Origin of the sequence: Halomarina ordinaria, assembly GCF_030553305.1 — an archaeon.
Taxonomy (GTDB): domain Archaea; phylum Halobacteriota; class Halobacteria; order Halobacteriales; family Haloarculaceae; genus Halomarina; species Halomarina ordinaria.
Window position 1 is genome coordinate 1,927,310 of the sequence record NZ_JARRAH010000001.1, and the last position, 22,029, is coordinate 1,949,338.

Annotated in this window: 25 protein-coding genes; 10 read left to right on the forward strand and 15 right to left on the reverse strand. The window is 69.3% G+C overall.

What is annotated here, in order from left to right; genetic code table 11:
- Window positions 1-10: 10 nt before the first annotated feature.
- Both P1Y20_RS10480 and P1Y20_RS10485 read right to left on the reverse strand, forming a co-directional pair.
- Complete coding sequence (locus P1Y20_RS10480; RefSeq protein WP_304448608.1) at window positions 11-1,318, reverse strand: Hvo_1808 family surface protein; 1,308 nt, start codon at window positions 1,316-1,318, stop codon at window positions 11-13.
- A gap of 2 nt (window positions 1,319-1,320) precedes the next feature.
- Window positions 1,321-2,901 carry an Hvo_1808 family surface protein gene (locus P1Y20_RS10485; RefSeq protein WP_304448609.1) on the reverse strand — a complete coding sequence of 527 codons (1,581 nt, stop codon included), beginning with the start codon at window positions 2,899-2,901 and terminating at the stop codon, window positions 1,321-1,323.
- 85 nt (window positions 2,902-2,986) lie between these two features.
- Here P1Y20_RS10485 and P1Y20_RS10490 point away from each other — a divergent pair, with 85 nt between their 5' ends.
- Window positions 2,987-3,565, forward strand: a complete 579-nt coding sequence (locus P1Y20_RS10490; RefSeq protein WP_304448610.1) for a cysteine hydrolase family protein — start codon at window positions 2,987-2,989, stop codon at window positions 3,563-3,565.
- Between the two features lie 21 nt (window positions 3,566-3,586).
- Here P1Y20_RS10490 and P1Y20_RS10495 read toward each other — a convergent pair whose 3' ends face one another.
- Window positions 3,587-4,036, reverse strand: a complete 450-nt coding sequence (locus P1Y20_RS10495; RefSeq protein ID WP_304448611.1) for a PaaI family thioesterase — start codon at window positions 4,034-4,036, stop codon at window positions 3,587-3,589.
- 126 nt (window positions 4,037-4,162) lie between these two features.
- Window positions 4,163-5,203, reverse strand: coding sequence for an SIR2 family protein (locus P1Y20_RS10500; RefSeq protein WP_304448612.1), 1,041 nt, complete (start codon window positions 5,201-5,203; stop codon window positions 4,163-4,165).
- 156 nt (window positions 5,204-5,359) lie between these two features.
- Between P1Y20_RS10500 and P1Y20_RS10505 the strand changes: the two genes are divergently transcribed.
- Complete coding sequence (locus P1Y20_RS10505) at window positions 5,360-5,803, forward strand: DUF4385 domain-containing protein (protein ID WP_304448613.1); 444 nt, start codon at window positions 5,360-5,362, stop codon at window positions 5,801-5,803.
- A 223-nt stretch (window positions 5,804-6,026) separates the two neighbouring features.
- On the opposite strand, the gene P1Y20_RS10510 is transcribed toward P1Y20_RS10505, so the two are convergent.
- Window positions 6,027-6,869, reverse strand: coding sequence for a DUF8155 domain-containing protein (locus tag P1Y20_RS10510; RefSeq protein WP_304448614.1), 843 nt, complete (start codon window positions 6,867-6,869; stop codon window positions 6,027-6,029).
- A gap of 57 nt (window positions 6,870-6,926) precedes the next feature.
- Between P1Y20_RS10510 and P1Y20_RS10515 the strand changes: the two genes are divergently transcribed.
- Both P1Y20_RS10515 and P1Y20_RS10520 read left to right on the forward strand, forming a co-directional pair.
- Window positions 6,927-7,613 (forward strand): lipoate--protein ligase family protein, encoded by a 687-nt coding sequence (locus tag P1Y20_RS10515; protein ID WP_304449486.1) that lies wholly within the window; start codon window positions 6,927-6,929, stop codon window positions 7,611-7,613.
- 64 nt (window positions 7,614-7,677) lie between these two features.
- Window positions 7,678-8,946 carry a dihydroorotase gene (locus P1Y20_RS10520; protein ID WP_304448615.1) on the forward strand — a complete coding sequence of 423 codons (1,269 nt, stop codon included), beginning with the start codon at window positions 7,678-7,680 and terminating at the stop codon, window positions 8,944-8,946.
- Between the two features lies 1 nt (window position 8,947).
- Here the strand turns inward: P1Y20_RS10520 and P1Y20_RS10525 are convergent, their stop codons facing one another.
- The 5 genes from P1Y20_RS10525 to P1Y20_RS10545 form a co-directional block, all read right to left on the reverse strand.
- Complete coding sequence (locus P1Y20_RS10525) at window positions 8,948-9,334, reverse strand: DUF7268 family protein (RefSeq protein WP_304448616.1); 387 nt, start codon at window positions 9,332-9,334, stop codon at window positions 8,948-8,950.
- Window positions 9,335-9,341: 7 nt separating this feature from the next.
- Window positions 9,342-10,328, reverse strand: coding sequence for an ABC transporter permease (locus P1Y20_RS10530; protein WP_304448617.1), 987 nt, complete (start codon window positions 10,326-10,328; stop codon window positions 9,342-9,344).
- Window positions 10,325-11,338 carry an ABC transporter permease gene (locus tag P1Y20_RS10535; RefSeq protein WP_304448618.1) on the reverse strand — a complete coding sequence of 338 codons (1,014 nt, stop codon included), beginning with the start codon at window positions 11,336-11,338 and terminating at the stop codon, window positions 10,325-10,327. The genes P1Y20_RS10530 and P1Y20_RS10535 overlap by 4 nt, the downstream gene beginning before the upstream one ends.
- 36 nt (window positions 11,339-11,374) lie before the next feature.
- Window positions 11,375-13,105, reverse strand: coding sequence for an ABC transporter substrate-binding protein (locus P1Y20_RS10540; protein ID WP_304448619.1), 1,731 nt, complete (start codon window positions 13,103-13,105; stop codon window positions 11,375-11,377).
- Window positions 13,106-13,186: 81 nt separating this feature from the next.
- Entirely contained in the window at window positions 13,187-15,820 is a 2,634-nt protein-coding gene (locus P1Y20_RS10545; protein ID WP_304448620.1) for a dipeptide ABC transporter ATP-binding protein, read from the reverse strand.
- Window positions 15,821-16,022: 202 nt separating this feature from the next.
- Between P1Y20_RS10545 and P1Y20_RS10550 the strand changes: the two genes are divergently transcribed.
- On the forward strand, window positions 16,023-16,475 hold the full coding sequence (locus P1Y20_RS10550; protein WP_304448621.1) for a DUF7529 family protein: 453 nt from the start codon (window positions 16,023-16,025) through the stop codon (window positions 16,473-16,475).
- Window positions 16,476-16,484: 9 nt separating this feature from the next.
- Here P1Y20_RS10550 and P1Y20_RS10555 read toward each other — a convergent pair whose 3' ends face one another.
- Window positions 16,485-17,111 carry a DUF5806 family protein gene (locus P1Y20_RS10555; RefSeq protein ID WP_304448622.1) on the reverse strand — a complete coding sequence of 209 codons (627 nt, stop codon included), beginning with the start codon at window positions 17,109-17,111 and terminating at the stop codon, window positions 16,485-16,487.
- A gap of 78 nt (window positions 17,112-17,189) precedes the next feature.
- Here P1Y20_RS10555 and P1Y20_RS10560 point away from each other — a divergent pair, with 78 nt between their 5' ends.
- The gene (locus tag P1Y20_RS10560) at window positions 17,190-17,558 is read left to right on the forward strand and encodes a universal stress protein (RefSeq protein ID WP_304448623.1); all 369 of its coding nucleotides are present in this window, start codon (window positions 17,190-17,192) and stop codon (window positions 17,556-17,558) included.
- Complete coding sequence (locus tag P1Y20_RS10565) at window positions 17,555-18,085, forward strand: GNAT family N-acetyltransferase (protein ID WP_304448624.1); 531 nt, start codon at window positions 17,555-17,557, stop codon at window positions 18,083-18,085. Before P1Y20_RS10560 ends, P1Y20_RS10565 begins: the two co-directional genes overlap by 4 nt.
- A gap of 5 nt (window positions 18,086-18,090) precedes the next feature.
- Here P1Y20_RS10565 and P1Y20_RS10570 read toward each other — a convergent pair whose 3' ends face one another.
- A complete protein-coding gene (locus tag P1Y20_RS10570) occupies window positions 18,091-18,480 on the reverse strand; it encodes a universal stress protein (protein ID WP_368662148.1) in 390 nt (129 codons plus the stop codon).
- A 60-nt stretch (window positions 18,481-18,540) separates the two neighbouring features.
- Between P1Y20_RS10570 and P1Y20_RS10575 the strand changes: the two genes are divergently transcribed.
- Both P1Y20_RS10575 and P1Y20_RS10580 read left to right on the forward strand, forming a co-directional pair.
- Complete coding sequence (locus P1Y20_RS10575; RefSeq protein ID WP_304448626.1) at window positions 18,541-18,960, forward strand: universal stress protein; 420 nt, start codon at window positions 18,541-18,543, stop codon at window positions 18,958-18,960.
- 54 nt (window positions 18,961-19,014) lie between these two features.
- The gene (locus P1Y20_RS10580) at window positions 19,015-20,145 is read left to right on the forward strand and encodes a DHH family phosphoesterase (RefSeq protein WP_304448627.1); all 1,131 of its coding nucleotides are present in this window, start codon (window positions 19,015-19,017) and stop codon (window positions 20,143-20,145) included.
- Between the two features lie 4 nt (window positions 20,146-20,149).
- Here P1Y20_RS10580 and P1Y20_RS10585 read toward each other — a convergent pair whose 3' ends face one another.
- The 3 genes from P1Y20_RS10585 to P1Y20_RS10595 all read right to left on the reverse strand — a co-directional run bounded on the left by P1Y20_RS10585 (window position 20,150) and on the right by P1Y20_RS10595 (window position 21,542).
- Window positions 20,150-20,605 carry a DUF5807 family protein gene (locus P1Y20_RS10585; protein WP_304448628.1) on the reverse strand — a complete coding sequence of 152 codons (456 nt, stop codon included), beginning with the start codon at window positions 20,603-20,605 and terminating at the stop codon, window positions 20,150-20,152.
- A gap of 81 nt (window positions 20,606-20,686) precedes the next feature.
- On the reverse strand, window positions 20,687-21,118 hold the full coding sequence (locus P1Y20_RS10590; protein WP_304448629.1) for a DUF7112 family protein: 432 nt from the start codon (window positions 21,116-21,118) through the stop codon (window positions 20,687-20,689).
- A 4-nt stretch (window positions 21,119-21,122) separates the two neighbouring features.
- Complete coding sequence (locus P1Y20_RS10595; protein WP_304448630.1) at window positions 21,123-21,542, reverse strand: 30S ribosomal protein S6e; 420 nt, start codon at window positions 21,540-21,542, stop codon at window positions 21,123-21,125.
- A 149-nt stretch (window positions 21,543-21,691) separates the two neighbouring features.
- On the opposite strand from P1Y20_RS10595, the gene P1Y20_RS10600 reads away from it, so the two are divergent.
- Window positions 21,692-22,000 carry a hypothetical protein gene (locus P1Y20_RS10600; protein ID WP_304448631.1) on the forward strand — a complete coding sequence of 103 codons (309 nt, stop codon included), beginning with the start codon at window positions 21,692-21,694 and terminating at the stop codon, window positions 21,998-22,000.
- The last annotated feature ends 29 nt before the right edge of the window (window positions 22,001-22,029 follow it).

The window sequence follows — 22,029 nt, forward strand, 5'->3', positions numbered from 1 at the left end:
CGCTCGGAAGTCAGGACCGGTGAATCGCGTCGAGGTCGGCGGGGGTCGGCGCGTTGACGACCGTGACCGTCTCCCCCTCGCGGGTCACCCGGAAGGCGTCGGCGTAGGGGTCGTCCGCGGGGAGGACGTAGACGGTCCCCTCGCGGTCGGCTCCCCGCTCCTCGAGGAGCGTGCGGTACGCGTCGAGGAACTCGCGGGCCTCGCTCGCGTCGTCCCACTCGATGCGCCAGACGTAGCCCGCCTCGGCATCGGGGTCCGACGCGTCGGCGTCGGCGTTCACGTAGGGGACGAGGCGGTCGCCGGCCCACCCGTCGGTCGCGGGGTGGTCGTAGTCGAAGCGGTCCCCCCCGTCGAGCGCGCCGTTCGCCCGGAGCATGGCGTAGATCGTGGCCTCCCCGAGCGTCGTCCAGTCGGGGTCCCGGTCGACGCGCTCCCAGCGGTCGGTCGAGCGGTCCGCGACCGCGACGGTCGCGGGGGCGTCGTCGGGGTAGCGCTCGGGGTGGACGACCTGCTCGCTGCTCTCGGGGACGGCGTCGTAGGCGTCGTCCACCGCCGTCCAGCCGCCCTCCTCGCGGAGGGCGTCGACGAACTCCGGCCCCTCGACGTAGGGCGCGACGACCGAGAGGTAGAGGCCGCTCTCGAAGACCGGGTCCTCGTCGATGCTGGGGCGGTCCGGTCGGGGGAGGCAGTCCCACTCCGTCCCACAGCGCGCCTCGTAGGCGGCCTCGACGGCGTTCGCGTCGCCCTCGACGAGGCCGTTCACGCCGAGCGACCCGTCGCGCGTCCGGCGGTCGGGCGGGGCGGTGAAGTGCTGGACCTGCAGGGCGTGGACGAGTTCGTGCGCGAGCGTCCGCGTGTCGAGCATCGGCGTCTCGCTGTCGCTGACGACGACGACGTCGCCGCCGGCGTAGTAGCCCGCCACGGCGGCGCCGAACACCTCCTCGCGGGCCGCCGCGACGGTCGTCTCCTCGTCGACGAGGAACGGCGCCTCCCACGCCTGCTCGCGGAACGCGCCGGCGGCCCGCTCCGCGCCGCGCTCCTCGCGGTAGGTCTCTCGCGAGACGACGCGCACGTCCACGTCGTCGGTGAACTCCAGGCCCCGGATGACCTCGACGCGCGCCATCGTCCGCGCGACGACGGCGTCGCGCTCGCTGGCGTTGAGGCCGTCCTCCGTCGTCACGTCGAGGTCGGCGTCGGCCGCGTACCCGTCCTCGACGCCGAGTTCGCCCTCGTCGGTGACGGGGACCGAACAGCCCGAGAGGACCACCAGCGCGCAGAGCGCGACGGCGAGCACCCGGGGACGGGGTCGAGGCGGCACGCTCACGGTCGGCCGCGGCGCGCGACCAGCGCCGCGAGCGCGACGAGGAGCGCGGAGAGGGCGACCCCGACGCCGAAGCCGGGACCGGTCGCCTCGCTCCCCTCGCCCTCACCCTCCCGCTCCTCCTCGACGCGGGCGACGTCGACCGCGTGGACGCCCGAGAGGTCGTCGGCGGTCGGTGCGTTGACGATGGTGACCCGGTCGCCGTCGACGGCGAGGTGGACCGCGTCGCCGTAGCCGCTCCCGTCCGGCAGGCGGTAGGTGCGCTCGCCGACGCGCTCGGCGTCGTGGTAGTCGAGCACCGACCGGTAGGCCGCAGCGAACTCCTCGGCGTCGCCCGGCGAGTCCCAGGCGGTCTCCCAGACGTAGCCCGTCTCGTTGGTCGCGCGCGAGTCGTCCGTGACGTACGGCTGGAGCGAGTCGCCGTCCCACCCCGCGCTCGCGGGGTGCGAGTAGTTCAGCGGGTCGAAGCCGTCGAGGCGACCGTTCGTGTCGGTGTTGAACGGGTGGGCGTAGGGGATGGCGACCGTCTCGGGGACGCCCGAGGCGGTGGTCGCCTCGTAGCTCGGGTACCAGAGCATCGAGTAGATGCCGGCCTCGCCGAACGCCGCGTGGTCCGTCTCGCCCGCGAGGTCGAGAGGACGCCAGCGGTCGTCGCTGCGGTCCTCGACCTCGACCGCGGTCGGCGCGTCCTCGCCGTACTTCTCGGGGTGGATGACCTGCTCGGTGCTCGCCGGCGGGTCGTCGTAGAGGGCGTTCACCGCCTCCCACCCCCCCTCCTCGCGGACCGACCGGACGAACGGGGGGCCGTCGCTGTAGGGCTGGTAGACGAGGAAGTAGAGGCCGTAGTGGAGGTCGTTCGCGCCGGGTTGCGCCCCGGGCGCGGAGTCGGCGAGGCAGTCCCACTCGCTCCCACAGCGCTCCTCGTAGAGGTAGTCGACGTAGTTGCCGTCGCCCTCGATGAGGCCGTCGAGGGCGTTGTGCGCCTCGCGGGTCGTCTGGTTCTCCCACTCGACGTCGAAGTGCTGGTCCTGCAGGGCGTGGAACAGTTCCTGGGCGAGCGTCACCTCGTTGACCCGGGGGGCGGTCTCGTTCTCGGAGACGACGACGACGCGCTCGCTCCGCGGGTCGTAGTAGCCGCCGACGGTCGCCCCCCGGTTGGCGCGCTGGACCGCGACGGCGTCCGCCGACTCCTCGACCATGAACAGCGCCTCGAACTTCACGTTCTGGTGGAGGCGGTCGCGTTCGTCGGCCACCTCGACGGCGTCGACCTCCTCGCGGAACTCGGCGCGCGAGACCACCTCGACGGGGACCGACCGCTCGAACTCCAGGCCGCGTATCTCCTCGACGCGCGCCATCGACCGCGCGACGACGGCGTCGAGTTCGTCCTCGTCGAGGCCGTCGCCGGGCGTCACGTCGACCGGGTCGTCGTACCAGTAGCCGTCCTCCCACCCGAGGGGGTCGCCGTCGGGGTCCTCGCGCGGGCCAGCCTGCGCGTTCGCCCCTACGACGGGGGTGACGGCACCGAGGAGGGCGAGGAGGGCCAACAGGACCGGGAGGGAGACGTTCAGGGACCGCTGCATGCCACCTCCTATGTGAGGCGGTGTCAAAAACCACCCGAAGCGTCACCGGCGGAACCGTTTTGCGGCGCGTCTGCCAAGCGACCGCATGGCGTTCGACCCCGACCACACCGCCGTCGTCGTCGTGGACATGCAGAACGGGTTCTGTCACCCGGAGGGGAGCCTCTACGCCCCGGGGAGCGAGGCGGCTATCGAACCGGTCGCCGCGCTCCTCGACCGGGCGCGGGACGCCGGCGCGCGCGTCGTCTTCACCCGCGACGTCCACCCGCCGGAACAGTTCGAGGGGAACCACTACTACGACGAGTTCGACCGGTGGGGCGAACACGTCGTCGAGGGGACGTGGGAGACGGCGGTCGTCGCGGACCTCCCCGTCGAACCCGACGACCACGTCGTCACCAAGCACACCTACGACGCCTTCTACAACACCAACCTGGAGGGGTGGCTCCGCGCTCACGACGTGCGAGACCTGCTCATCTGCGGGACGCTCGCGAACGTCTGCGTCCTCCACACCGCCGGGAGCGCCGGCCTGCGCGACTTCCGACCCGTCCTCGTCCGGGACGCCATCGGCGCCATCGAGGAGGACCACCGGGAGTACGCGCTGGACCACGCCGACTGGCTGTTCGGCGAGGTGGAGGAGTTAGAGGACGTCGAGTTCGAGTCGGGCTAGCGACGTTGCGCGACCGGCCGGTCACTCCCGGAACAGTCGGTAGGCACCCTGCCCGACGGCGACCGGCCGGTCGCCGTCGGTCGGCGTCTCGCTCGTCACCGTCACCTGGCTGACGCCCACGGACCCGCCGGCGCGGACCACCTCGGCACGGGCCGTCATATCGCCCGCCGCCCGCCGGAGGTAGTTCACGTTGAGGTTGATGGTGGCGACGCCGCCGGCCGTGGGGTCCGCCAGGGAGGGCCGGAGGGCGATGCCCCCCGCGGTGTCGATGAGCGTCGCGGCGATACCGCCGTGCATCGTGGGCGGCGTCGTCGGGTTGGTCAACTTCTCGTCGAACGGCACGGAGAGGGTGATGGAGTCGTAGGTGAACTCCTCGACGGTGGTCCCGAGCCACGAGAGGTAGCCGTGTTCCTCCTCGATGAACCGCTGGACGAACTCCGTGGCCGCCGGCGGAAGGCTCTCGTCTGCCATGTCGGGGAGTGACCGCGTGCGGGTTTGTAGCCAGCGGTCCTTATCAGAGGTAGCCAGCTGTACCACAGGACAATAAGACAAAGACAACTAGTAATCAGTAAATAGTACAATTAAGACGGTACTGCGTCACAGCGCTTCAACATAGTCGCCGAAATATCGATAATCAGTATTGAAAGAGGAAGCATCGGTTAACTTCGACAGCCGATTCGCAATTTCCTCGGATTGCCGTCCAGAGACAACAGTGATGTCTGTATCATCACATAAGTCGTTGCTAAGTAGTGTCAGTAGCCTACTGTCGTTTTCTTTCACTCCGCACCCGAGAATGACTAACTCGTCAGAACACCCCAACATTTTTTTACTTATTTCCCACACTACTTTATACTCATCTACTTTTCCGTAGTCTTTGGCGGAATCGAAAGGCGGAATCAGCGCAGGCTCGTAAGTGTCCCGAGTACCACAGGCGAGCTCGTGATAGTTGATATCCGAATACTTTTCGAGGTCCAATATTTTTAACCCACTCAGGCGCATAGAATTGCTGTGAATCATTTTTATCCGGTCTGCGAATGAATCACCAAGGTAAATCGCCTCTGCTGGGAACTTGTTTACCCAATTTATTGAGCCATGTAGCTTAGAAACGGGTATAGTATTTCGTTTACTAAAGTTTGACGAGAAATAGGAATAATCAATCCCAGAAAAGGTGATTGACTGTTCTAGTAGTGTATCGTAGTTTAGAGAAAGGATATGTAAGTCACTAGCATCTAGTTTTTCAATCATTTTTGTGTAGTTGTCTCGTGCTGGCGAAAATTCGGCAGAGTATCGACGAAATAGTTCAAAAAAGTAGTAATAGCAAGTTCCAAGCGATTCTTGTACGCTTGTGTTTATATTGACACTGTTATTATCTTGCTGTGTAGGATGGTTCTCGTGCAAATCTCTAAGAAACATCTCAGCATCGCACTCGAGCATATCTCCCGATTCAATGTCATCTGGTACTTCGCCAACATATTCACAGACCTGATACAGAAGACTGGCAAAATCCTCCCGTTTCAGTAAGCCCGATTCCCAGCCAGCAGAAAATAGTCTATGTCCTAACGGCGGTCGTTGTTCATAGGGAAGCTTCTCATCATGTCCGAAAGAAGCTCCAGCCCCTAATAAAAGACATTTTGTCATGCATTACAAGAGATGGAACACGAATTAATATCTATCTTTTATTATTTGTGATTTCGCATAAGATAAAGAATCTGTACGAATTGCATATTTGATGATTAGATGGTACTACTTCGTGCGTCGAAAGGGCGAGGGGGGAGCGAACCGAACCGATATCCGATGACCGACACTAACGACGGTCCCGAGTACGACGTCGACTTCCGCGAACACCCCGAACAGTACGAGGTCGGCCGCGGCGAGGAGGGGGTGTTCAAGGTCGAACCCTACAAGGGCGAACTCCTGCCGCTGTGGGGGTACGCGGACCGCGAGACGGCCGACGAGGGCGGGGAGGCCATCTACCGGCAGTTCCGCGAATACCGCGAGGCGGGCGACTTCCCGGGGATGGACATGGCCCGCAAGTACCTCCAGATGGGCTACACGCGGGCGATGCGTTACGCGCGCTATCCGGGCGGACGGAAGTACCAGAACGGCGAAGAACGCGACCCGGTCCACTGGGCCGACCACGACAAGCGCGAGGCGGCGCTCGTGTACGAGGTCTGGTGGGAGCGCGTCGAGGCCGACGACGCGTATCGAGCGGCGAAGGAGGCCCACCGGGAGCGGTAGTCAGAGTCGGTCGTCGAGGACGGCCCCGGCACCGACGACGGCGCGGAGGGCGGCGACGACCTCGCGTCGCTCGTCGACGGGCGAGAGGGTGGCGAGGGACGCGACCACCCCCAGCGCGAGGAGGACGTCGAACCGGAGGAGGGGACGGGGGACGTCGACACGTGCTCGTCCTGAGACGTCGGCAGACGGGTCCGCCCGGGTCGGCAGGGTGAGAGGGGCGCCGTCACTCGGTCGGGTGTATCGACACCTCGACCGCCTCGCCCACCTCGAACGACGTCTCCGGACAGACCAGTTTCGCGCCGAAGGCCGCGTCCTGCGCGCAGAACAGCGAGACGCCGGTGATGGGCGTCCCGTTCGCGCGCACCTCGACGGCCTCCCAGCGGACGTCCCGGCCGTTCTCGCCGACGGTCCCGATGCGCGACCCGGCGAGCGAGACGGGGTCGCCCGGAACGCCGCCGAGCAGGCCGCCGCCGTCGTAGTGGGGGAACCCCCCGTCGAGGACGGCGTCGCCGCAGGCCACGCCGACGAAGTGCTCGTCCGGCGCGGGGTGGGCGGGCGCGTCGAGGACGGCGTACGTCTCGCCGACGCGTTGGACGCGCCCGGTGCCGTCCCACGGGAGCGGTTCGACGGGGACGCCGACGTCGATGGGGAGCGACCCGGAGGCGCGGTGGTGGTTCGCCTCGTGGGGACGGAAACCGAGGTGGATGTGGTTGTCGACCCAGGGGGCGAAGAAGCCCGCCCGGACGAGGGTTCCGAGCGAGTCGCCCACCGCCACTCGCTCGCCGGGCGACACCGAGGGTTCGACGTGGAGGGTCCGGGCGACGTAGTCGCCGGTGTCGACGAGAATCAGGAAGTCGCGCTCCGCGGCGTACGCCTTCGACGGGGCGCGCACCGCCCGGGTGTCGACGACCTCGCCGGCGACGGGCGAGGGGGCGTCGGTTGCGCGCTCGACCCCGTCGCCGGGGTAGAGGTCGATAGCGCACCCGTGGTCGTGGGCGACGTACGGCGAGTTGTACAGCGAGAAGCGGCGATAGCGCGACAGCACCTCGCCGTCCAGCGTGACCATGCAGGGGGTACGAGCGCGGCGCTTTAGCCCGCTCGGGTTCGAGTGCGGGCCATGACGGTGCGCGTACTCCGGGGGCGGGCCGCGGATATCGAGGCCGACCGGGCGGTGACGCGGGCGCTCTGTGCCGATACCGCCGAGACGGGCCGGCGGGCGGTCCGGGTGTGGACGCCCCACCGACAGGTGGCGTTCGGGCGGCGCGACGCCCGCGAACCGGGGTACGACCGTGCGCGGGAGACCGCGCGCGAGCACGGCTTCGCGCCCTACGAGCGCTCCGTGGGCGGCCGGGCGGTCGCCTACACCGGTTCGACGGTGGCGTTCGCCCGCGTCGAGGGCCTCGACGACGTTCGGGAGGGCCTCGACGCGCGCTACGAGGCGATGACCGGGGACGTGACGCGCGCGCTGGAGCGTCTCGGCGTCGCGGTCGAGGCGGGCGAACCTCCCGCCTCGTTCTGCCCGGGCGACCACTCGCTGCAGGCGGAGGGGAAGGTCGTCGGCATCGCCCAGCGCGTCCAGCGAGGGGCGGCGCTCACGGCGGGCATCTGCGTGACGGACGACCGGGCGGCGCTCGCGGCCGTGCTGGAGGACGTGTACGCCGCCCTCGACGTGCCCTTCGACCCGGAGAGCGTCGGGAGCGTCGCACGCGCGGCGGGCCGGACGGTCGACCCGGGCGACGTGGTCGAGGCCATCGAGCGGGCGCTCGTGGGGGCGGCCGAAGCGCGCGTGGAGCGCATCGAGGGGCGCTGACCGTCACGTCGAACGGACCGTTCCCCTCCGGCAGGATTAGGACACCCCCTCACCCATAGGGACCATGCTCATCAGGGACGCCACGCTCGCCGACGGGCGCGTTCGAGACGTCCGTATCGAGGACGGCCGCATCGAGACGGTCGGGCGCAACCTCAACGGCGTCGCGGACGTCGACGCCGAGGGTCGCTTGCTCCTGCCGGGGATGATAGACGCCCACGTCCACTTCCGCGAACCGGGCTTCCCGCACAAGGAGACGTGGGGGACGGGCAGTCGGAGCGCGGCGGCCGGGGGCGTGACGACGGTGGTCGACCAGCCGAACACCGACCCGCCGACGGTGACGGGCGAGGCGTTCGACGAGAAGGCGGCGCTGGCACGCGAGTCGCTCGTCGACTACGGCATCAGCGGCGGCGTCACCCCCGGCTGGGACCCCGACTCGCTGTTCGAGCGGCCCCTGTTCGCACTGGGGGAGGTGTTCCTCGCCGACTCGACCGGCGACATGGGCATCGACCTGGACACCTACCGGGACGCCGTCGAGCGCGCGAGCGACCACGACGTCCGCGTGACGGTCCACGCCGAGGACGCGACGCTGTTCGACGACTCGGTTCGGGAACGCGACGACCCCGACGCCTGGAGCGCCTACCGGACGGCGGAGGCCGAGCGCGTCGCCGTCTCGCGCGCCTGCGACGTCGCCCGGAAGGCGGGCACGCGCATCCACGTCGCGCACACGAGCACGCCGGAGGGCGTCGACGCGGCCGCCGACGCCGGCATGACCTGCGAGGTGACCCCACACCACCTCTTCCTCTCCCGGGACGACTACGAGGAGTTGGGGACGTTCGGCCGGATGAACCCGCCCCTGCGGAGCGAGGAGCGCCGCGCCGCCCTGTTCGAGCGCCTCGCGGACGGGACGGTCGACATGGTCGCCACCGACCACGCGCCACACACCCGCGAGGAGAAGGACGCCGGTATCTGGGAGGCGCCGAGCGGCGTCCCCGGCGTCGAGACGGCCCTCCCGCTCCTGCTCGAGGCCGCCCGGCGCGAGGAACTCGACTACGAACGGGTGCGGGACCTCACCGCCGCCGCTCCCGCCGAGGTGTTCGGCCTCCACCGGAAGGGCCGGGTGGCGGAGGGGCGCGACGCCGACCTCGTCCTCGTCGACCCGGACGCCAGCCGCGAGATTCGCGCCGCCGACCTCCACACGAAGTGCGACTGGACGCCCTTCGAGGGGATGCGCGGCGTCTTCCCCGAGTGGACCATGGTGCGCGGGGAGTTCGTCTACCAGCGCGGCGCGACCGCCGAACGCTTCGGCGAGGCGAACGGGGAGAACGTCCGATAAGTCAGAACGCCCCGAGGAGCGTCGTCACGAGGGCGACGCCGACCATCCCGCCGGCACCGACGCCGACGATGCGCGCCATCGCGCGCCGGGAGTCCGCTTCCGTCCAGTCCGTTCCCGTCTCGAGGGTGCGCTGCGCCCGTTCGACGCTCCGCCCGAGCAGCACCGACCCCGACCAGCCGAGCAGGCCGAAGCCGAGCGCGAGCGCGCTCAGCGCGAACGCCTGCGTGCTGGCCTCCCGGACCGAAAACGGGAGAAGGGAGACGAGCGCGAGCGTCGCGAGCGCGCCGAGGGGCGCCCCGACGAGGGCGGCCGAGAGGACGATGCGCACACGCGGGCGCGCCCACCGCCGGAGGCGGGAGCGAGTCGAGGGCGACGAGTCGGGGACCATCGCGCGGCTAGTCGACGGCCTCGCGCATGCGCGGGTCGAGCGCGTCGCGCATCCCGTCGCCGAGCAGGTTGAACCCGAGGACGGTGACCGCGAGGAAGAGGCCGGGGAAGAACGACCACCACCACTGGCCGTTGAGCAGGCCGTAGTCGACGCCGTTCGAGAGCATCAGTCCCCACGAGGGGGTCCCGGCGCTCGCGCCGAAACCGAGGAACGACAGCGCGGCGAGGTCGATGATGGCGAGGCCGAAGTTGAGCGTACTCTGGACGGTGATGGGTGCGAGCGAGTTCGGCAGGACGTGCCTGACGAGCACGCGGGGGTCCTTCGCGCCGAGGGCGACGGTGGCGTCGACGTACTCGTCCTCGAGCACCTTCAGCGCGGCCCCGCGCACGACGCGGGCGAACCGCGGCGTGTAGACGAGGATGAGCGCCGTCACCGCGCGCCACAGCCCCCACTCCTGGGGGAAGATGGCGACGAGCGCCAGCGCGAGCAGCAGCGAGGGGAACGCGAGCAGGACGTCCATCGTCCGCATGATGACGTTGTCGGTCAGGTCGCCGTAGTAGGCGGCGACGATGCCGAGGCTGATGCCGATGACCGTCGACGTGACGACGGTGATGGTCCCCCACTTCAGCGCCAGCCACGCGCCGTACAGCGTCCGCGAGAGGATGTCGCGGCCCTGGATGTCCGTCCCGAACGGGTGGGCGCAGGACCCGGCGTTCGAGGCGGCCCCCGTGAGGGTGTTCGCGCCGCACGGCCCGACGTAGCCGGTGGTCCCGAGTTGCGACCCCAGGAGGGGGCCGAGGTTCGGCGAGAGGAAGCCCCCGACCAGCACGAACCGGGCGTAGAGCGCGATGACGACCATCGCGCCGATGATGGTGAGGCCGACGACGGCGAGGCGATTCGACAGCAGGCTGGAGACGAACGGCGAGGCGAGCAGGCGGGCGAAGAAGCCCCGCTGGCCGCGCGCGTCCGTCGCGGTTTCGGTTTCTGCGCTCATTGGTCGATCCTCGGGTCGAGGTAGGAGTAGGTGATGTCGACGCCCAGGTTCACGAGCGTGAACAGCAGGGCGAACAGCAGGACGGTCCCCTGAACCAGCGGGTAGTCACCGGTGTTGATGGCCTCCACCAGCAGCGTGCCGATGCCGGGGATGTTGAACACCGTCTCGGTGAGGACGGCGCCGCCGAGCAGCGAGCCGAACTGGATGCCGATGACGGTGATGACGGGGATGAGCGCGTTCTTGAACCCGTGTTTCATGACGGTTATCTTCGCGCCCTGCCCCTTCGCCCGGGCGGTCCGCATGTAGTCCTGTCTGACGACCTCGAGCATCGACGAGCGCATCATCCGCGAGATGAGCGCCATCGCGTAGACGCCGATGACGACGGCCGGCAGGAACAGGTGTCTGACCGTCGAGGCGAACGCGTCGAGGTCGCCGGCGATGAGGGTGTCTATCGTCAACAGCCCGGTGACCGCCGGGATGGAGTAGCCGTAGCCGATGCGACCGCTCGTCGGCAGGACCCCGAGCTGGACGGCGAACAGCAGGATGAGCAGCGGCCCGCTCCAGAAGATGGGGACGCTGATGCCCGTGAGCGCGCCGACGCGCGTGAGGTGGTCGGTGAGCGAGTCCTGCTTGACCGCGCTGAGGATGCCGAGCGGGATGCCGAAGACGATGCCGAACAGCTGACCCAGGACGGCGAGTTCGAGCGTGACGGGGAAGCGCGTGCGCAGCACCTCGAGGACGGGCGTCCCGTCGCGGACGATGTACGACCGGCCGAAGTCGAGCGTCGCGGTGTCGAGCAGGAAGCGCCCGTACTGCACCCAGATGGGGTCGTTGAGCCCCAGGTCCTCGCGGATACGTTCGACGAACGCCTGGGAGGCGCGCTCGCCGGCGATGACTCTCGCCGGGTCGCCCGGCGAGAGGTGGAGGATGGCGAACACGAGCGTCGCCACCCCGAGCAACACCGGGACGAGCAACAGCAATCGCTTGATGATGAATTGTTTGCTGACCATAATGACGGTGAACGGTGGTAGGCGGGCGGTGCGGCGTTACGAGAGTTCCACGAGGTGGAGGGCGGGGCCGCCGATGGGCGAGACGGTGAAGCCCGAGACGCCGGCGCCGACGCCGCGCATCTCCGAGGTGTGGGTCATGAACACCCACGGTGCCTCGTCGTGGACGAGCTGGCTCGCCTCCAGGTAGATCTCCTCGCGGGCGCCCTCGTCGTACTCCGCCTGACCCTGCTCGACGAGGTCCATGAAGTCGGTGTTGGCCCACGCGGCGCGGTTACCCGTGTTGAACCCCTCGACGTCGCGGCTGACCCAGTCCTGGCCGTCCGGGACCTCGCTCGCGTCCACCTGCGGGTGGAGCAGCGGGTAGTAGAAGTTGTCCGGGTCGGCGTTGTCCGAGATCCACCCGAGGAAACAGGCGTCGTGCTGGCCCTCCGAGGTGTAGTTCAGGAACGGGTCCCACGACTGCTCGTTGATTTCGACCTCGATACCGACCTCCTCGAGGTTCGAGCGGACGACCTCCGCGGTCTGCTGGGGGGAGGCGAAGTACGGCCGGGGGTTGTTCATCGTCGCCAGTTCGAACGAGAAACCGTCGCCGTAGCCGGCCTCCTCGAGCAACTGCTGGGCGGTCTCGGGGTCGTACTCGTAGGGTTCGACGTCGCCGTTGTGTCCCATCACCGTCTCGGGGAGGGGGTGGCTCGCCTGCACCGCGAGCCCCTCGTAGATGTTCTCGATGATGGCCTCGACGTTGATGGCGTGGCTGATGGCCTGCCGGACGTTCTTGTCGCGGAACGCCTCGACGCGAGCCATGTTGAACGCCATGTAACCGACGGTCATCCCGGGGGTCTCCTGGAGTTCGGCGTCCTCGGAGTTCTGTATCTGGCTGACCTCCTGGGCGCCGATGCCGTCGATGAGCTGGACCTCGCCGGCCAGCAGCGACTGGGCGCGCGTGCTGTTCTGCCCGACGCCCTGGAAGACCACCTCGTCGACGTAGGGCCCCTCGCCCCAGAAGTCGTCGTTGCCCGAGAGCATGATGCGCTGGTTGCCCGTGTCCCACTCCTCGAAGGCGAACGCGCCCGTCCCGACGGGTTCGCCGGAGAAGTCGTGGCCCTCCTCGATGAGGTTCTTTGGCATGACCGCCATCGCGAACACCGCGAGGTTGCGCAGGAAGGGGGCGTACTCGGAGTCGAGTTCGAGCGTCAGTTCCGTCTCGCTGGTCGCCTCGACGTTCTCGACCTTGTCGAGCAGGTAGGGACCGTAGAACGACTGGGCGCTCCCTTCGACACCCTCGTCGTCACTCGTGCCGATGAAGTAGTCGTACTCCTCGTCGACGAAGCGTCGGTAGGTGGCCACGAAGTCGTCCGCGGTGAACGTCGCGCCGTCGTCGCCGTGGAACGTGGCGTCCTCGCGCAGCGTCAGCGACGCCGTCGTCCCGTCGAGGCTGAAGTCCGTCGCCAGCCCCTCGACGAGGGTGGACTCGCCCGGTTCGAACTTGATGAGCGTGTCGTACACCTGGTTTATCACCTTCGCGTCCTCGCCGGAGGTGGTCGACTGCGGGTCGAGCGTCGCCGAGTCGTTACCGCGGGCGTACGCCAGTCGGCCCCCCTCGCCGCCTCCGCCACCGCCACCGGAGCCGTTGCCGCTGCCGTTACCGTCGCCGCCGCCGGCACCCGGACTGTCGCCGCCCGCACAGCCCGCGAGCGTCGCTGCCGCTGCCGTTGCGCCTGCCGCCTTCAGGAACGTCCGGCGGTCATATTTGTCACCAGTAGGCATACTCATAACGGTCGCACCACATTACATAAGGTTACCGATGACACACACGAGAGGGATAGTCATACGGAGCCGTCCGGTGGTTTACTCCTCCGCGCGCTCGTCGGGGAGGTCCGCGGGCTGGTCGTAGAGGTGGCAGGCGGCGGGGTGCGGCGAGTCCTGGAGTCGCGGTCGGTAGCGTTCGCAGACGCTCTCGAACCGCTCGCGCAGGAGCGCGGCCGCCGCCTCCCACTCGTCGTCGAGGACGCGTTCGAGCGCGCGCTCGACCGTCGCGCGGTTCTCGCCGGTCGGGGGACGCTCGAACAGCGCGTCGACCAGCGAGTCGACGTGTGGCGTGGCGTCGGTGGCCGTCGCGGACGACGCCGCCGTCCCGCCGTCGGTGGCCGTCGCCGTCCCCGCCTCGGTCGCGCGGAGCGCCTCGACATCGAGCGAGCGGTCCTCGACGCGCTGGCGGAGGTCCATCACCTCGCGGTAGACCTTCTGGTCGACCTCGACGTCCTCGGGCGGGATGACCGACGGACAGCGCGTCCGGAAGTGACAGCCCGAGGGAGGGGCGACGGGGCTGGGCACGTCGCCCCGGAGGATGACCCGGTCGGTCTTCGCCCGCGGGTCGGGTTCGGGAATCGCCGAGAGCAGGGCCCGCGTGTAGGGGTGTTTGGGGTCGTCGAACAGTTCGGCGGTCGACCCCACCTCCACCACCTCGCCGAGGTACATGACGGCGATGCGGTCGCAGATGTGGCGAACCACGGAGAGGTCGTGGGCGATGAAGAGGAACGTGAGGCCGAACTCGTCCTGGAGGTCCTCGAGCAGGTTGAGGATCTGGGCCTGGACGCTCACGTCGAGCGCGCTCACCGGTTCGTCACAGACGATGAAGTCGGGGTCGACGGCGAGCGCGCGGGCGATGCCGACGCGCTGGCGCTGGCCGCCCGACATCTCGTGGGGGTAGCGGTCGCGCTGGCTCGGGTCGAGCCCGACCGCGCGCATCAACTCGACGACCCGGTCGCGGCGCGACCCCTCCTCCGGGAGGTCGTGTATCGTCAGCGGTTCGGCGATGGTCTGGCCGACGGTCATCCGGGGGTCGAGACTCGACAGCGGGTCCTGGAAGATCATCTGGAGGTCCCGGCGGCGCTCGCGGAGGTCCTCGCGCGAGAGGTCGTTCAGGTCCTCGCCGGCGAACACCACCCGCCCCTCGGTGGGTTCGAGGAGCCGGAGGATGGTCCGTCCCGTCGTCGATTTCCCGCACCCGGACTCGCCGACGAGCCCCAGCGTCTCGCCCTCGTACACCTCCAGGTCGACGCCGTCGACCGCCTTCACCGCCCGCGTGTCGCCGCCGACGAGGCCGTCGAGGAGGCCGTCGGCGCGCGAGAAGTACTTCTTCAGCCCCTCGACCTCGAGGAGGGGGTCGCCCGTCGGCGTCACCGAGTCGGCGCGTATCCCCTCCTCGACGCCGTACTCGTCGGTGTCGAACTCCGGGAGGATGCACTTCGAGCGGTGCTCGACCCCCTCGGGGCCGTGCTGGAGGAACGGTATCTCGCCCTCGGTGCACTCGGGTTTCGCCCACGGACAGCGCGGCGCGAAGTGACAGCCATCGGGCATGTCGATGAGGTCGGGGACGTTCCCCTCGATGGGGGTGAGGCGGTCGGTGTCCTCGCTCGGGATGGACTCGAGGAGCGTGTAGGTGTAGGGGTGGGAGGGGTTCGCGAATATCTCCTCGACCGGCCCCTCCTCGACGATCTCGCCGGCGTACATGACGGCGACGCGGTCGCACGTCTCCGCCACCACTCCGAGGTCGTGGGTGATCATCAGGACGGACATCCCCAGTTCGTCCTGAAGTTCGTTGACGAGTTCGAGGATCTGTGCCTGGATGGTGACGTCGAGCGCCGTCGTCGGCTCGTCGGCGACGAGCAGGCGGGGGCGGCAAGCGAGCGCGATGGCGATGAGGACGCGCTGGCGCATCCCGCCGGAGAACTCGTGGGGGTACTCGTCGACGCGCTGGGTGGGTTCGGGGATGCCCACCTCCGCGAGCAGGTCGATGGCGTTCTCGCGGACCTCCTCGCTCATCCCGCTTCGGGAGAACACCTCCCGGACGGCGTTCGTCCAGGTGTCCTTCTTGCGCCCGCCGTAGCGGTGGAGCTGGAGGCTCTCGGCGACCTGCTCGCCGACCGTCAGCGCGGGGTTCAGCGACGTCATCGGGTCCTGGAAGATCATCCCCATGTCGCCGCCGCGCACCTCGCGCATGACGTGCTCGGGCGCCGCGGTGAGGTCGACGCTCCCCGCCTCGATGTGGACGTACCCGTCCTGGTCGGCCTCGGGCACGGCGATGGCTTTCGGGCGCTCGCGGGCGAGGCGCGCGACCGCGTCGGGGTCGTCGGTCGCCTCGACGTCGCTGGGCGCGTCGGCCGCGTCGACGCGGCCGGCCTCGACCCGGACGTACCCGTCGTGGTCGGGCGTGGCGACGCCCTTCGGGTACCGGCGGGCGAGTTTCCGGACGGTCTCGGGCGCGCGAAACAGCACCTCACCCTCGGGGATGCGGCCCGGGTCGTCGACGAGACGCATCAGCGAGAGGGCCGTGACGGACTTGCCGGACCCGCTCTCGCCGACCAGGCCGACCGTCTTCCCCTCGGGGATGGTGAGGTCGACGCCGTCGACTGCCTTCACCGTGCCGCGGTCGGTGTCGAACTGCGTCCGGAGCCCCGAGACGGAGAGCAAATCGGTCATGGCCCTCGTTGGCGAGATGATAGTAAATGATTTGGGGAGTTACGTCGAGCGCGTCAATCCGCGGTCCGAGGTACTCGGCTAGAGGGACAAGAACCGCAGGACTGCAGCGGGTTCGGTGGCGGAGTGGGGGGGGGCGATCGAGGTGGGAGACGCCGCGACGACGACCGGACAGGCTTTCACGCGCCGCCCACACAGGCCGGGCATGGACGACATCGGCACCCCCGCCGGCGAGGGCTGGGAGCGGGTGATAGAGGACATGCACGCGACCGGCGAGACCTACCGCGAGGACGGCTACGACGTGGTCGAACTCCACCCCGGCGACGTGACCGTCGTCGACGACGGCAGCGGCTTCGACCTCGTCGTCTCCGGCGAGGAGTTCGCGGCCGTCCAGTCGATGGTCGCGGACGCCTCGCTCACCGAGACGGAGGTGTTCCGCGCGGTCGAGGGCGGACGCGTCTACGTGCTCGTGGTCGTCCGCGACGGCGCGAGCGAGGCGGCGCTCTGTTGTCCGCTCTACTACGCCCCCGACCGGGCGACGTCGCTGCGCGAGTACGCCCGTGAGTCCGGCCGGCTGTTCACCTACGTGCGGAGCCTGAGCGCCGACGACGCCGTCGCCGTCGCGTTCGACGACCCCGAACTGTTCTTCCCCGAGTGAGGGGGGGACTCAGTCGTCGCTCGCGTTCGTCTCGGCGTCCTCCTCGCGGAGTTCCGAACTCGCCTTCCGGACCTCGCGCATCACGCTGCTGATGCGCTCTTCGGCCTCCAGTTCCTGCTCGACCGAGAGGTCGACGCCCTCGACCTCCAGGAGGAACTTCGCCACCTCGGTCGTCTCGTACATGATGTCGTCGAGTTCCTCGGCGGTGAAGAAGTCGCACATCGCCCCGTAGAGGAAGGTCGCGCCGGCCTTCCGGACCTTCGCCTCGAACGCCGAACGCGCCTGGTTGACCGCCTGCGGGGTGTAGGTGTCCTCCATGAACGGGACGAGTTCGGGGAGGTTCTCGCCGATCTTCGTCATCTCGACGCCCGTCTCCGTCCGGAAGTCCGAACACAGCCGCGCGATGGCCCACTCGCGAGCCGTGATGTACGTCCGGTCGCGCAGGAACTGGTTCGCGCGGTCGTACTGCGCGCCGTCTATCTTCTTGAACCGCTCGTACTTCCGGACGTCCTCGGGGACGTCGTCCTCGCCGTCGCGCCCGTCGTGGTCGGCGTGGTCGGCGTGGTCGGACTCCTCGGGGACGTGCGGTTCGGGCGACGGTCGCTCGGGGCCGTCGTCCGTGGGGGGCTGGGTCATACCCCACCTCGAAACCGGGGGCGAAAAAGCGTGTCGTGTCGACGGGAGGCTTTTGGTGTCACGGGGCAATGCCCACCCATGCGAACGCTGGTGGGCATCGGCGGCAGTGACGACTCGTTGCACGCGCTGGAACGCGCGCTGCGACGAGCGGAGGCGGCGGGCGACGAGGTGACCGTCGCCATCGTCGAGAACCCCGACTCGTCGCTCTCCGTCGAGACGGTCGAGACGCGGGTGTACGAGCACCTGGACGGGGTGGCCCTCGACGCCGAGGTCCGGGTGCTCGAGGGCGACGCGGGCAGTCGCCTCGTCGAGTTCGCCGAGCGCGGGGAGTTCGACCGCATCGTCCTCGGGGGTGGCGAGACCAGCCCCCTCGGGAAGATAAACCTCGGGAGCATCGCCGAGTTCGTCCTGCTGAACGCCAACACCTCGGTGACGCTGATACGATGAGTCGCATCTTCCCCGACGCGCCCGCCGGCCCGTTCGAACCGCCCCCGCGTCACTTCGAGGACGCCGAGGGCCGCCCCATCGCCATCGAGGCCCTCGGAGAGGGAGACGAGGAGGCGCTGGTGTCGATGTACCTCGACTTCGACCCCGCCGACCGCGCGCAGGGTATCCCGCCGACCGGCGAGGAGCGCATCCGCGACTGGCTGGTCGGCATCGCCAGCGAGGAGTGCGTCAACGTCGTCGCCCGGTCCGACGGCCGGGCGGTGGGCCACGCCACGCTCGTCCCCGACGGGACCGAGGGGTACGAACTCGCCATCTTCGTCCTCGGCGAGTACCAGAACGCGGGTATCGGGACGCGCCTCATCACCGCGCTGCTCGGCCAGGGCGAGCGCGAGGGCGTCGACCGCGTCTGGCTCACCGTCGAGCGCTGGAACGCGCCGGCCATCGCGCTCTACCGCAAGGTGGGCTTCGAGTCGAGCAAGTCCGAGAGCTTCGAGATAGAGATGTCGTTGCGCCTCGACCCCGAGTGAGCAACTCAGACGGCCAGCACGGGCTGGGGTGCGAACTGGAGGACGTAGCCCGCCGCCTTGCCGAGCAGGTCCGCCGGGCGGTCCCGGGGGATGACGAGGAAGTCGGCGCTCACGTCCTCGGCGGTGTCGAGGACGACGCTGCCGGGGTGGGTCGTCAGGTGCGACGTCGAGAAGCCGTAGGCGACCGAGTGGGTGAGCGGGACGTCGCCGGCGACGGCGTGGGCGGCGACCATCATCTGCTCGGTGCGGTCGCGGTCGGGCCGGTCGAGCACGTAGAGCGCGTGTACCAGCGCGCCGTACCGGTCGGCCACCGCGACGGCCACCTCCATGGCCCGCACCGACTCCTCGCTCCCGTCGACGGGGACCAGCACCGTGTCGATGTCCATACGCCCCACCAGCGGTAGCGAGGGCAAAAACCCACCGAGTATTTGAGAGCCGCGACGATAGTCGCACGCATGTTCGAGACCGTGGTCATCGCGACGGACGGCAGCACCAGTGCCGGGCGAGCGGTCGAGACGGCGCTCGATATCGCCGAACGCTTCGGGGCAGAGGTCCACGTCCTCTCGGTGCTGAACGATGCGAACGGCGAGCACGAGGCGGAGGTACGCGACGCACTCGCCCGTCTCGAGCGCGAACACGACTACCCGGTCACCACCGTCGTCGAACGCGGCGACCCCGCCGCGGTCATCCAGCGCTACGCCACCGACGTGGACGCCGACCTCGTCGCGACGGGCACCCGGGGCCGCGACAGTCCCTACTCCTACCACCTCGGGAGCGTCGCCGAGACCGTCGTCCACGACTGTCCCATCCCCGTCCTCACCGTCCGGCAACTGGCCGGCGAGGTGGAGAGCGAGATGGCGGCGGACGCGGAGTGAGGCGCGGGCGCGGCGAACCACGGGCTTGATTGCCCGCCACTTCCTCGCTCACCCATGAACGAGGACCTCATCGACACGGCCGACCTGTCGCTGTCGCGCAAGTCCGTCATCCCCGGCGCCGGTTTCTTCCTGCCCGACGAGGAGGGACCGAGCGAGGAACGCATCGCCGCTCTGGAACGCGCGGAGACCGTCGTCGTCGCCGACCCGGACGCCGACGGCCTCGGCTGCGTGGCGCTCGTCCGCGAGGCGCGCGACGACCCCGTCGCGGCGTCCGTCGACCCCGCCGAGGAGTTCGAGGCCCCCGAGGGGCACGTCGCGCTCCTCCCCACCTCGCCGCACTCGCTGGCCGACGCCTTCGAGGAGGCCGTCGAGTACCTCCCCGCGGGCGTCGAGGTGTTCGTCTGCGACCTCTGTCCCGACGACCCCGAGGACGTCGAGTACCTCCCCGACCTCGTCGCGGCGGCCGACTCGGTGACCTGGTTCGACCACCACCAGTGGGACGACGACCTCGCGGCGACGGTCCGCGACCTCGGCGTCGACCTCGTCGTCGGCGAGTCCGACGAGGAGTGCACCACGGACGTCGCCCTCCGGAGCATCGACCACGACTTCGACGAGCGCTACCGCGAACTGGCGACCGTCACCCGCGACCACGACCTCTGGCTCCGCGAGGACCCCCGGAGCGACGACCTGGCGGACTACTCCTACTGGAGTTCCCCCGAGCGCTACGTCGCCACGGTCCGCGCCCACGGGGCCGACCTCCCCGAGGTCGTCGAGGCGTACATCGAGGAGCGCCGCGTCGAGAAACAGGCGCTCATCGACCTCGCGGTCGAACGCGCCGACATCCGGGAGGTGGCGGGCGCGACGGTCGCCGTCACCTACGGGCGGTGTTCGCAGAACGAGGTCGCGGAGACGCTCCGCGAGCGCGGCGCCGACGCTACCGTCGTCGTCAAGCCGGCCGGGAGCGCCTCCATCCGCGGGTCGGAGGGCTTCGAGCGCTGTCACGAGGTGGCCGCGCAGGTCCAGGGCGGCGGGCACCCGCGGGCGGCGGGGTGCAAGCCCGACATCTACCACGACATGCTCGACTACGCCAACCACTGGACGACCCGCGGCGCGACCACCAAACAGGTCATCCTCGACGCGTTCAGGAACCTGCCGCCGGTCGAAGAGAGTACACCGGACGCCTGAACGCCTACTCCTCCGGAATCGGTCGGTCGCCGGCGACCCACCGGTCGGAGTACGTCGTCCCGCAGGAACAGGCCGCGTAGGCGTGGACGACCTCGCCCTCCGCGTAGAGGCCGCCGACCTCCTCGTTTCGCTCCTCGGCGAACGCGAAGACGAAGCGCACCCGGTGGTCCTCGGCGGGTTCGTCGGCGTGGGCGCTCGGGCACTCCCCGTCGGTGCAGTCCGGGGCGACGGTGCCGTCGGTCCCCATCGCCGACCCGGCGAAGGTCATCGGGTCGGTGCCGACGGCCGACTCGAAGGCGGCGCGGCCGTTCTCCCCGGGGACGACGAGGACGACGCCCCGGTCGGTCGCCTCGCCGATACTGAGCAGCGCGTCGGGGTTCGTGACGGCCTCGTCGGCGAGGAACATGAGCACGTCGTCCGGGCGCTCGCCGGCGAGGAACTCGCGTCGTGCGGCGTTCATGGCGAGCGCTACTCGGCGAAACGGGAAAAGCCTGCCACTCTGCGCTCGGCCGCGTACTGCGCCCGGTACCCGGAGGGCGCGCTACTCCCCGTCCTCGACGTCGCGGGCGATGTCCGCGAGCGAGTCGGAGGGACCGTCGAGCGAGGGGTAGGTCGCGCGCTCGCCGGGCGCGCGGACGCCGTAGAGGGAGCCGGGGTCGACCACGTCGAGGTGGACCGAGCGGCCGAAGTCGAGCGACCCGCGCTCGTACCACTCGACGAGGTGGTTCTCGCCGTCGCGCTCGCGGGCGAGGCGGGCGTTGTCGTACGCCCCGCGTATCTCGGGGACGCCGTCGAAGTCCGGTTCGATGAGCGCGTGGTAGGTCCGCCCGCCGAGGACGAGACGGACCGGGTCGTCGGGGGTCGCGACCCCCTCGGGGAGGACGAGTTTCGGCCGCTCGGTGCGGCCGGCACGCTCGACGCGGGCGCGGAGCGTGGTGACCGAGGAGTTGTCGTGTGAGATGCGCTCGACCACGGCGTTAGTCGTCGCCGTCGTCCCCGTCGTCGCCGTCCTCGTCGTCGAGGCCGAGCGCCTCCGCGACCGACTCGCTGCCGCGCTCGACGATCTTCGCGTTTATCTGTCGCGTCTCGTCGCTGACCTCGCGGCCGCGGACCGTCACGCGCTTGCGCTCGCCCTCGACGGTCGGCTCGTAGCCGACGCCGCCGGTGAGCAGCAGCGCCTTCAGGTTCGGGCCGGCCACGTCGGCGCGCATCGGTCGCCCGGCGTTGTCGGAACCGCCGGTCAGCTCCAGGGTGTAGCCGTCGAGGCCGACGGCGTTCCCGTCGACCTCCTCGCCGAGGTCGCGGCCGATGAAGCGGTTCGCGTCCTGTCCGTCGATATCGAACTGATAGGTCGTGCCGTCCTCGGGGTCGGCGACGACGACCTGAAACTCAGCCATACCCGGTCTGAACGGGCGGGCGGTGAAAAGCATACTGAAAGCGTCGTTGCACGTCACAGGCCCGGAGCGGGCGGTCGAGTCGGCGACGCGGCCGCGCGCAACGGACACGGCCGGCGAAGCGTTATCCGCCTCGACGGCGTATGTCAGGTGTGCAACAGTCCGACCACACGCACGCCCCCGCGTACGACGACGCCTCCTACGCCGCCGACGCCGCCGTCGAGCGCGCCACGGCCGGCGAGTGGGGTCTCGTTCCCGGCCACCTCCGGACGGTCGTCGAGAGCGTCGACGACGCCCCCTACCCCACCCAGGTCCAGCAGGTCCACCACCTCGCCGAGGACATCGAGCGGACGCTCGACGCCGCCGACCCCGACCACGGACGGGCGCTCGCGCAACTGCGCTCGCTGCGCCGGGTCGTCGAGGAACTGCAGACCATCACGGCCGCGCCGACCAGGGCGTGACAACGCGTCACAATCACGGTGTATAGCCC

Bases quoted from the DNA above. Each gene is read 5' to 3' on its own strand.
- P1Y20_RS10485 (WP_304448609.1), bottom strand. From the start codon at position 2,901: ATGCAGCGGTCCCTGAACGTCTCCCTCCCGGTCCTGTTGGCCCTCCTC.
- P1Y20_RS10490 (WP_304448610.1), top strand. From the start codon at position 2,987: ATGGCGTTCGACCCCGACCACACCGCCGTCGTCGTCGTGGACATGCAG.
- P1Y20_RS10495 (WP_304448611.1), bottom strand. From the start codon at position 4,036: ATGGCAGACGAGAGCCTTCCGCCGGCGGCCACGGAGTTCGTCCAGCGG.
- P1Y20_RS10500 (WP_304448612.1), bottom strand. From the start codon at position 5,203: ATGACAAAATGTCTTTTATTAGGGGCTGGAGCTTCTTTCGGACATGAT.
- P1Y20_RS10505 (WP_304448613.1), top strand. From the start codon at position 5,360: ATGACCGACACTAACGACGGTCCCGAGTACGACGTCGACTTCCGCGAA.
- P1Y20_RS10510 (WP_304448614.1), bottom strand. From the start codon at position 6,869: ATGGTCACGCTGGACGGCGAGGTGCTGTCGCGCTATCGCCGCTTCTCG.
- P1Y20_RS10520 (WP_304448615.1), top strand. From the start codon at position 7,678: ATGCTCATCAGGGACGCCACGCTCGCCGACGGGCGCGTTCGAGACGTC.
- P1Y20_RS10525 (WP_304448616.1), bottom strand. From the start codon at position 9,334: ATGGTCCCCGACTCGTCGCCCTCGACTCGCTCCCGCCTCCGGCGGTGG.
- P1Y20_RS10530 (WP_304448617.1), bottom strand. From the start codon at position 10,328: ATGAGCGCAGAAACCGAAACCGCGACGGACGCGCGCGGCCAGCGGGGC.
- P1Y20_RS10535 (WP_304448618.1), bottom strand. From the start codon at position 11,338: ATGGTCAGCAAACAATTCATCATCAAGCGATTGCTGTTGCTCGTCCCG.
- P1Y20_RS10540 (WP_304448619.1), bottom strand. From the start codon at position 13,105: ATGCCTACTGGTGACAAATATGACCGCCGGACGTTCCTGAAGGCGGCA.
- P1Y20_RS10545 (WP_304448620.1), bottom strand. From the start codon at position 15,820: ATGACCGATTTGCTCTCCGTCTCGGGGCTCCGGACGCAGTTCGACACC.
- P1Y20_RS10550 (WP_304448621.1), top strand. From the start codon at position 16,023: ATGGACGACATCGGCACCCCCGCCGGCGAGGGCTGGGAGCGGGTGATA.
- P1Y20_RS10555 (WP_304448622.1), bottom strand. From the start codon at position 17,111: ATGACCCAGCCCCCCACGGACGACGGCCCCGAGCGACCGTCGCCCGAA.
- P1Y20_RS10560 (WP_304448623.1), top strand. From the start codon at position 17,190: ATGCGAACGCTGGTGGGCATCGGCGGCAGTGACGACTCGTTGCACGCG.
- P1Y20_RS10565 (WP_304448624.1), top strand. From the start codon at position 17,555: ATGAGTCGCATCTTCCCCGACGCGCCCGCCGGCCCGTTCGAACCGCCC.
- P1Y20_RS10575 (WP_304448626.1), top strand. From the start codon at position 18,541: ATGTTCGAGACCGTGGTCATCGCGACGGACGGCAGCACCAGTGCCGGG.
- P1Y20_RS10580 (WP_304448627.1), top strand. From the start codon at position 19,015: ATGAACGAGGACCTCATCGACACGGCCGACCTGTCGCTGTCGCGCAAG.
- P1Y20_RS10585 (WP_304448628.1), bottom strand. From the start codon at position 20,605: ATGAACGCCGCACGACGCGAGTTCCTCGCCGGCGAGCGCCCGGACGAC.
- P1Y20_RS10595 (WP_304448630.1), bottom strand. From the start codon at position 21,542: ATGGCTGAGTTTCAGGTCGTCGTCGCCGACCCCGAGGACGGCACGACC.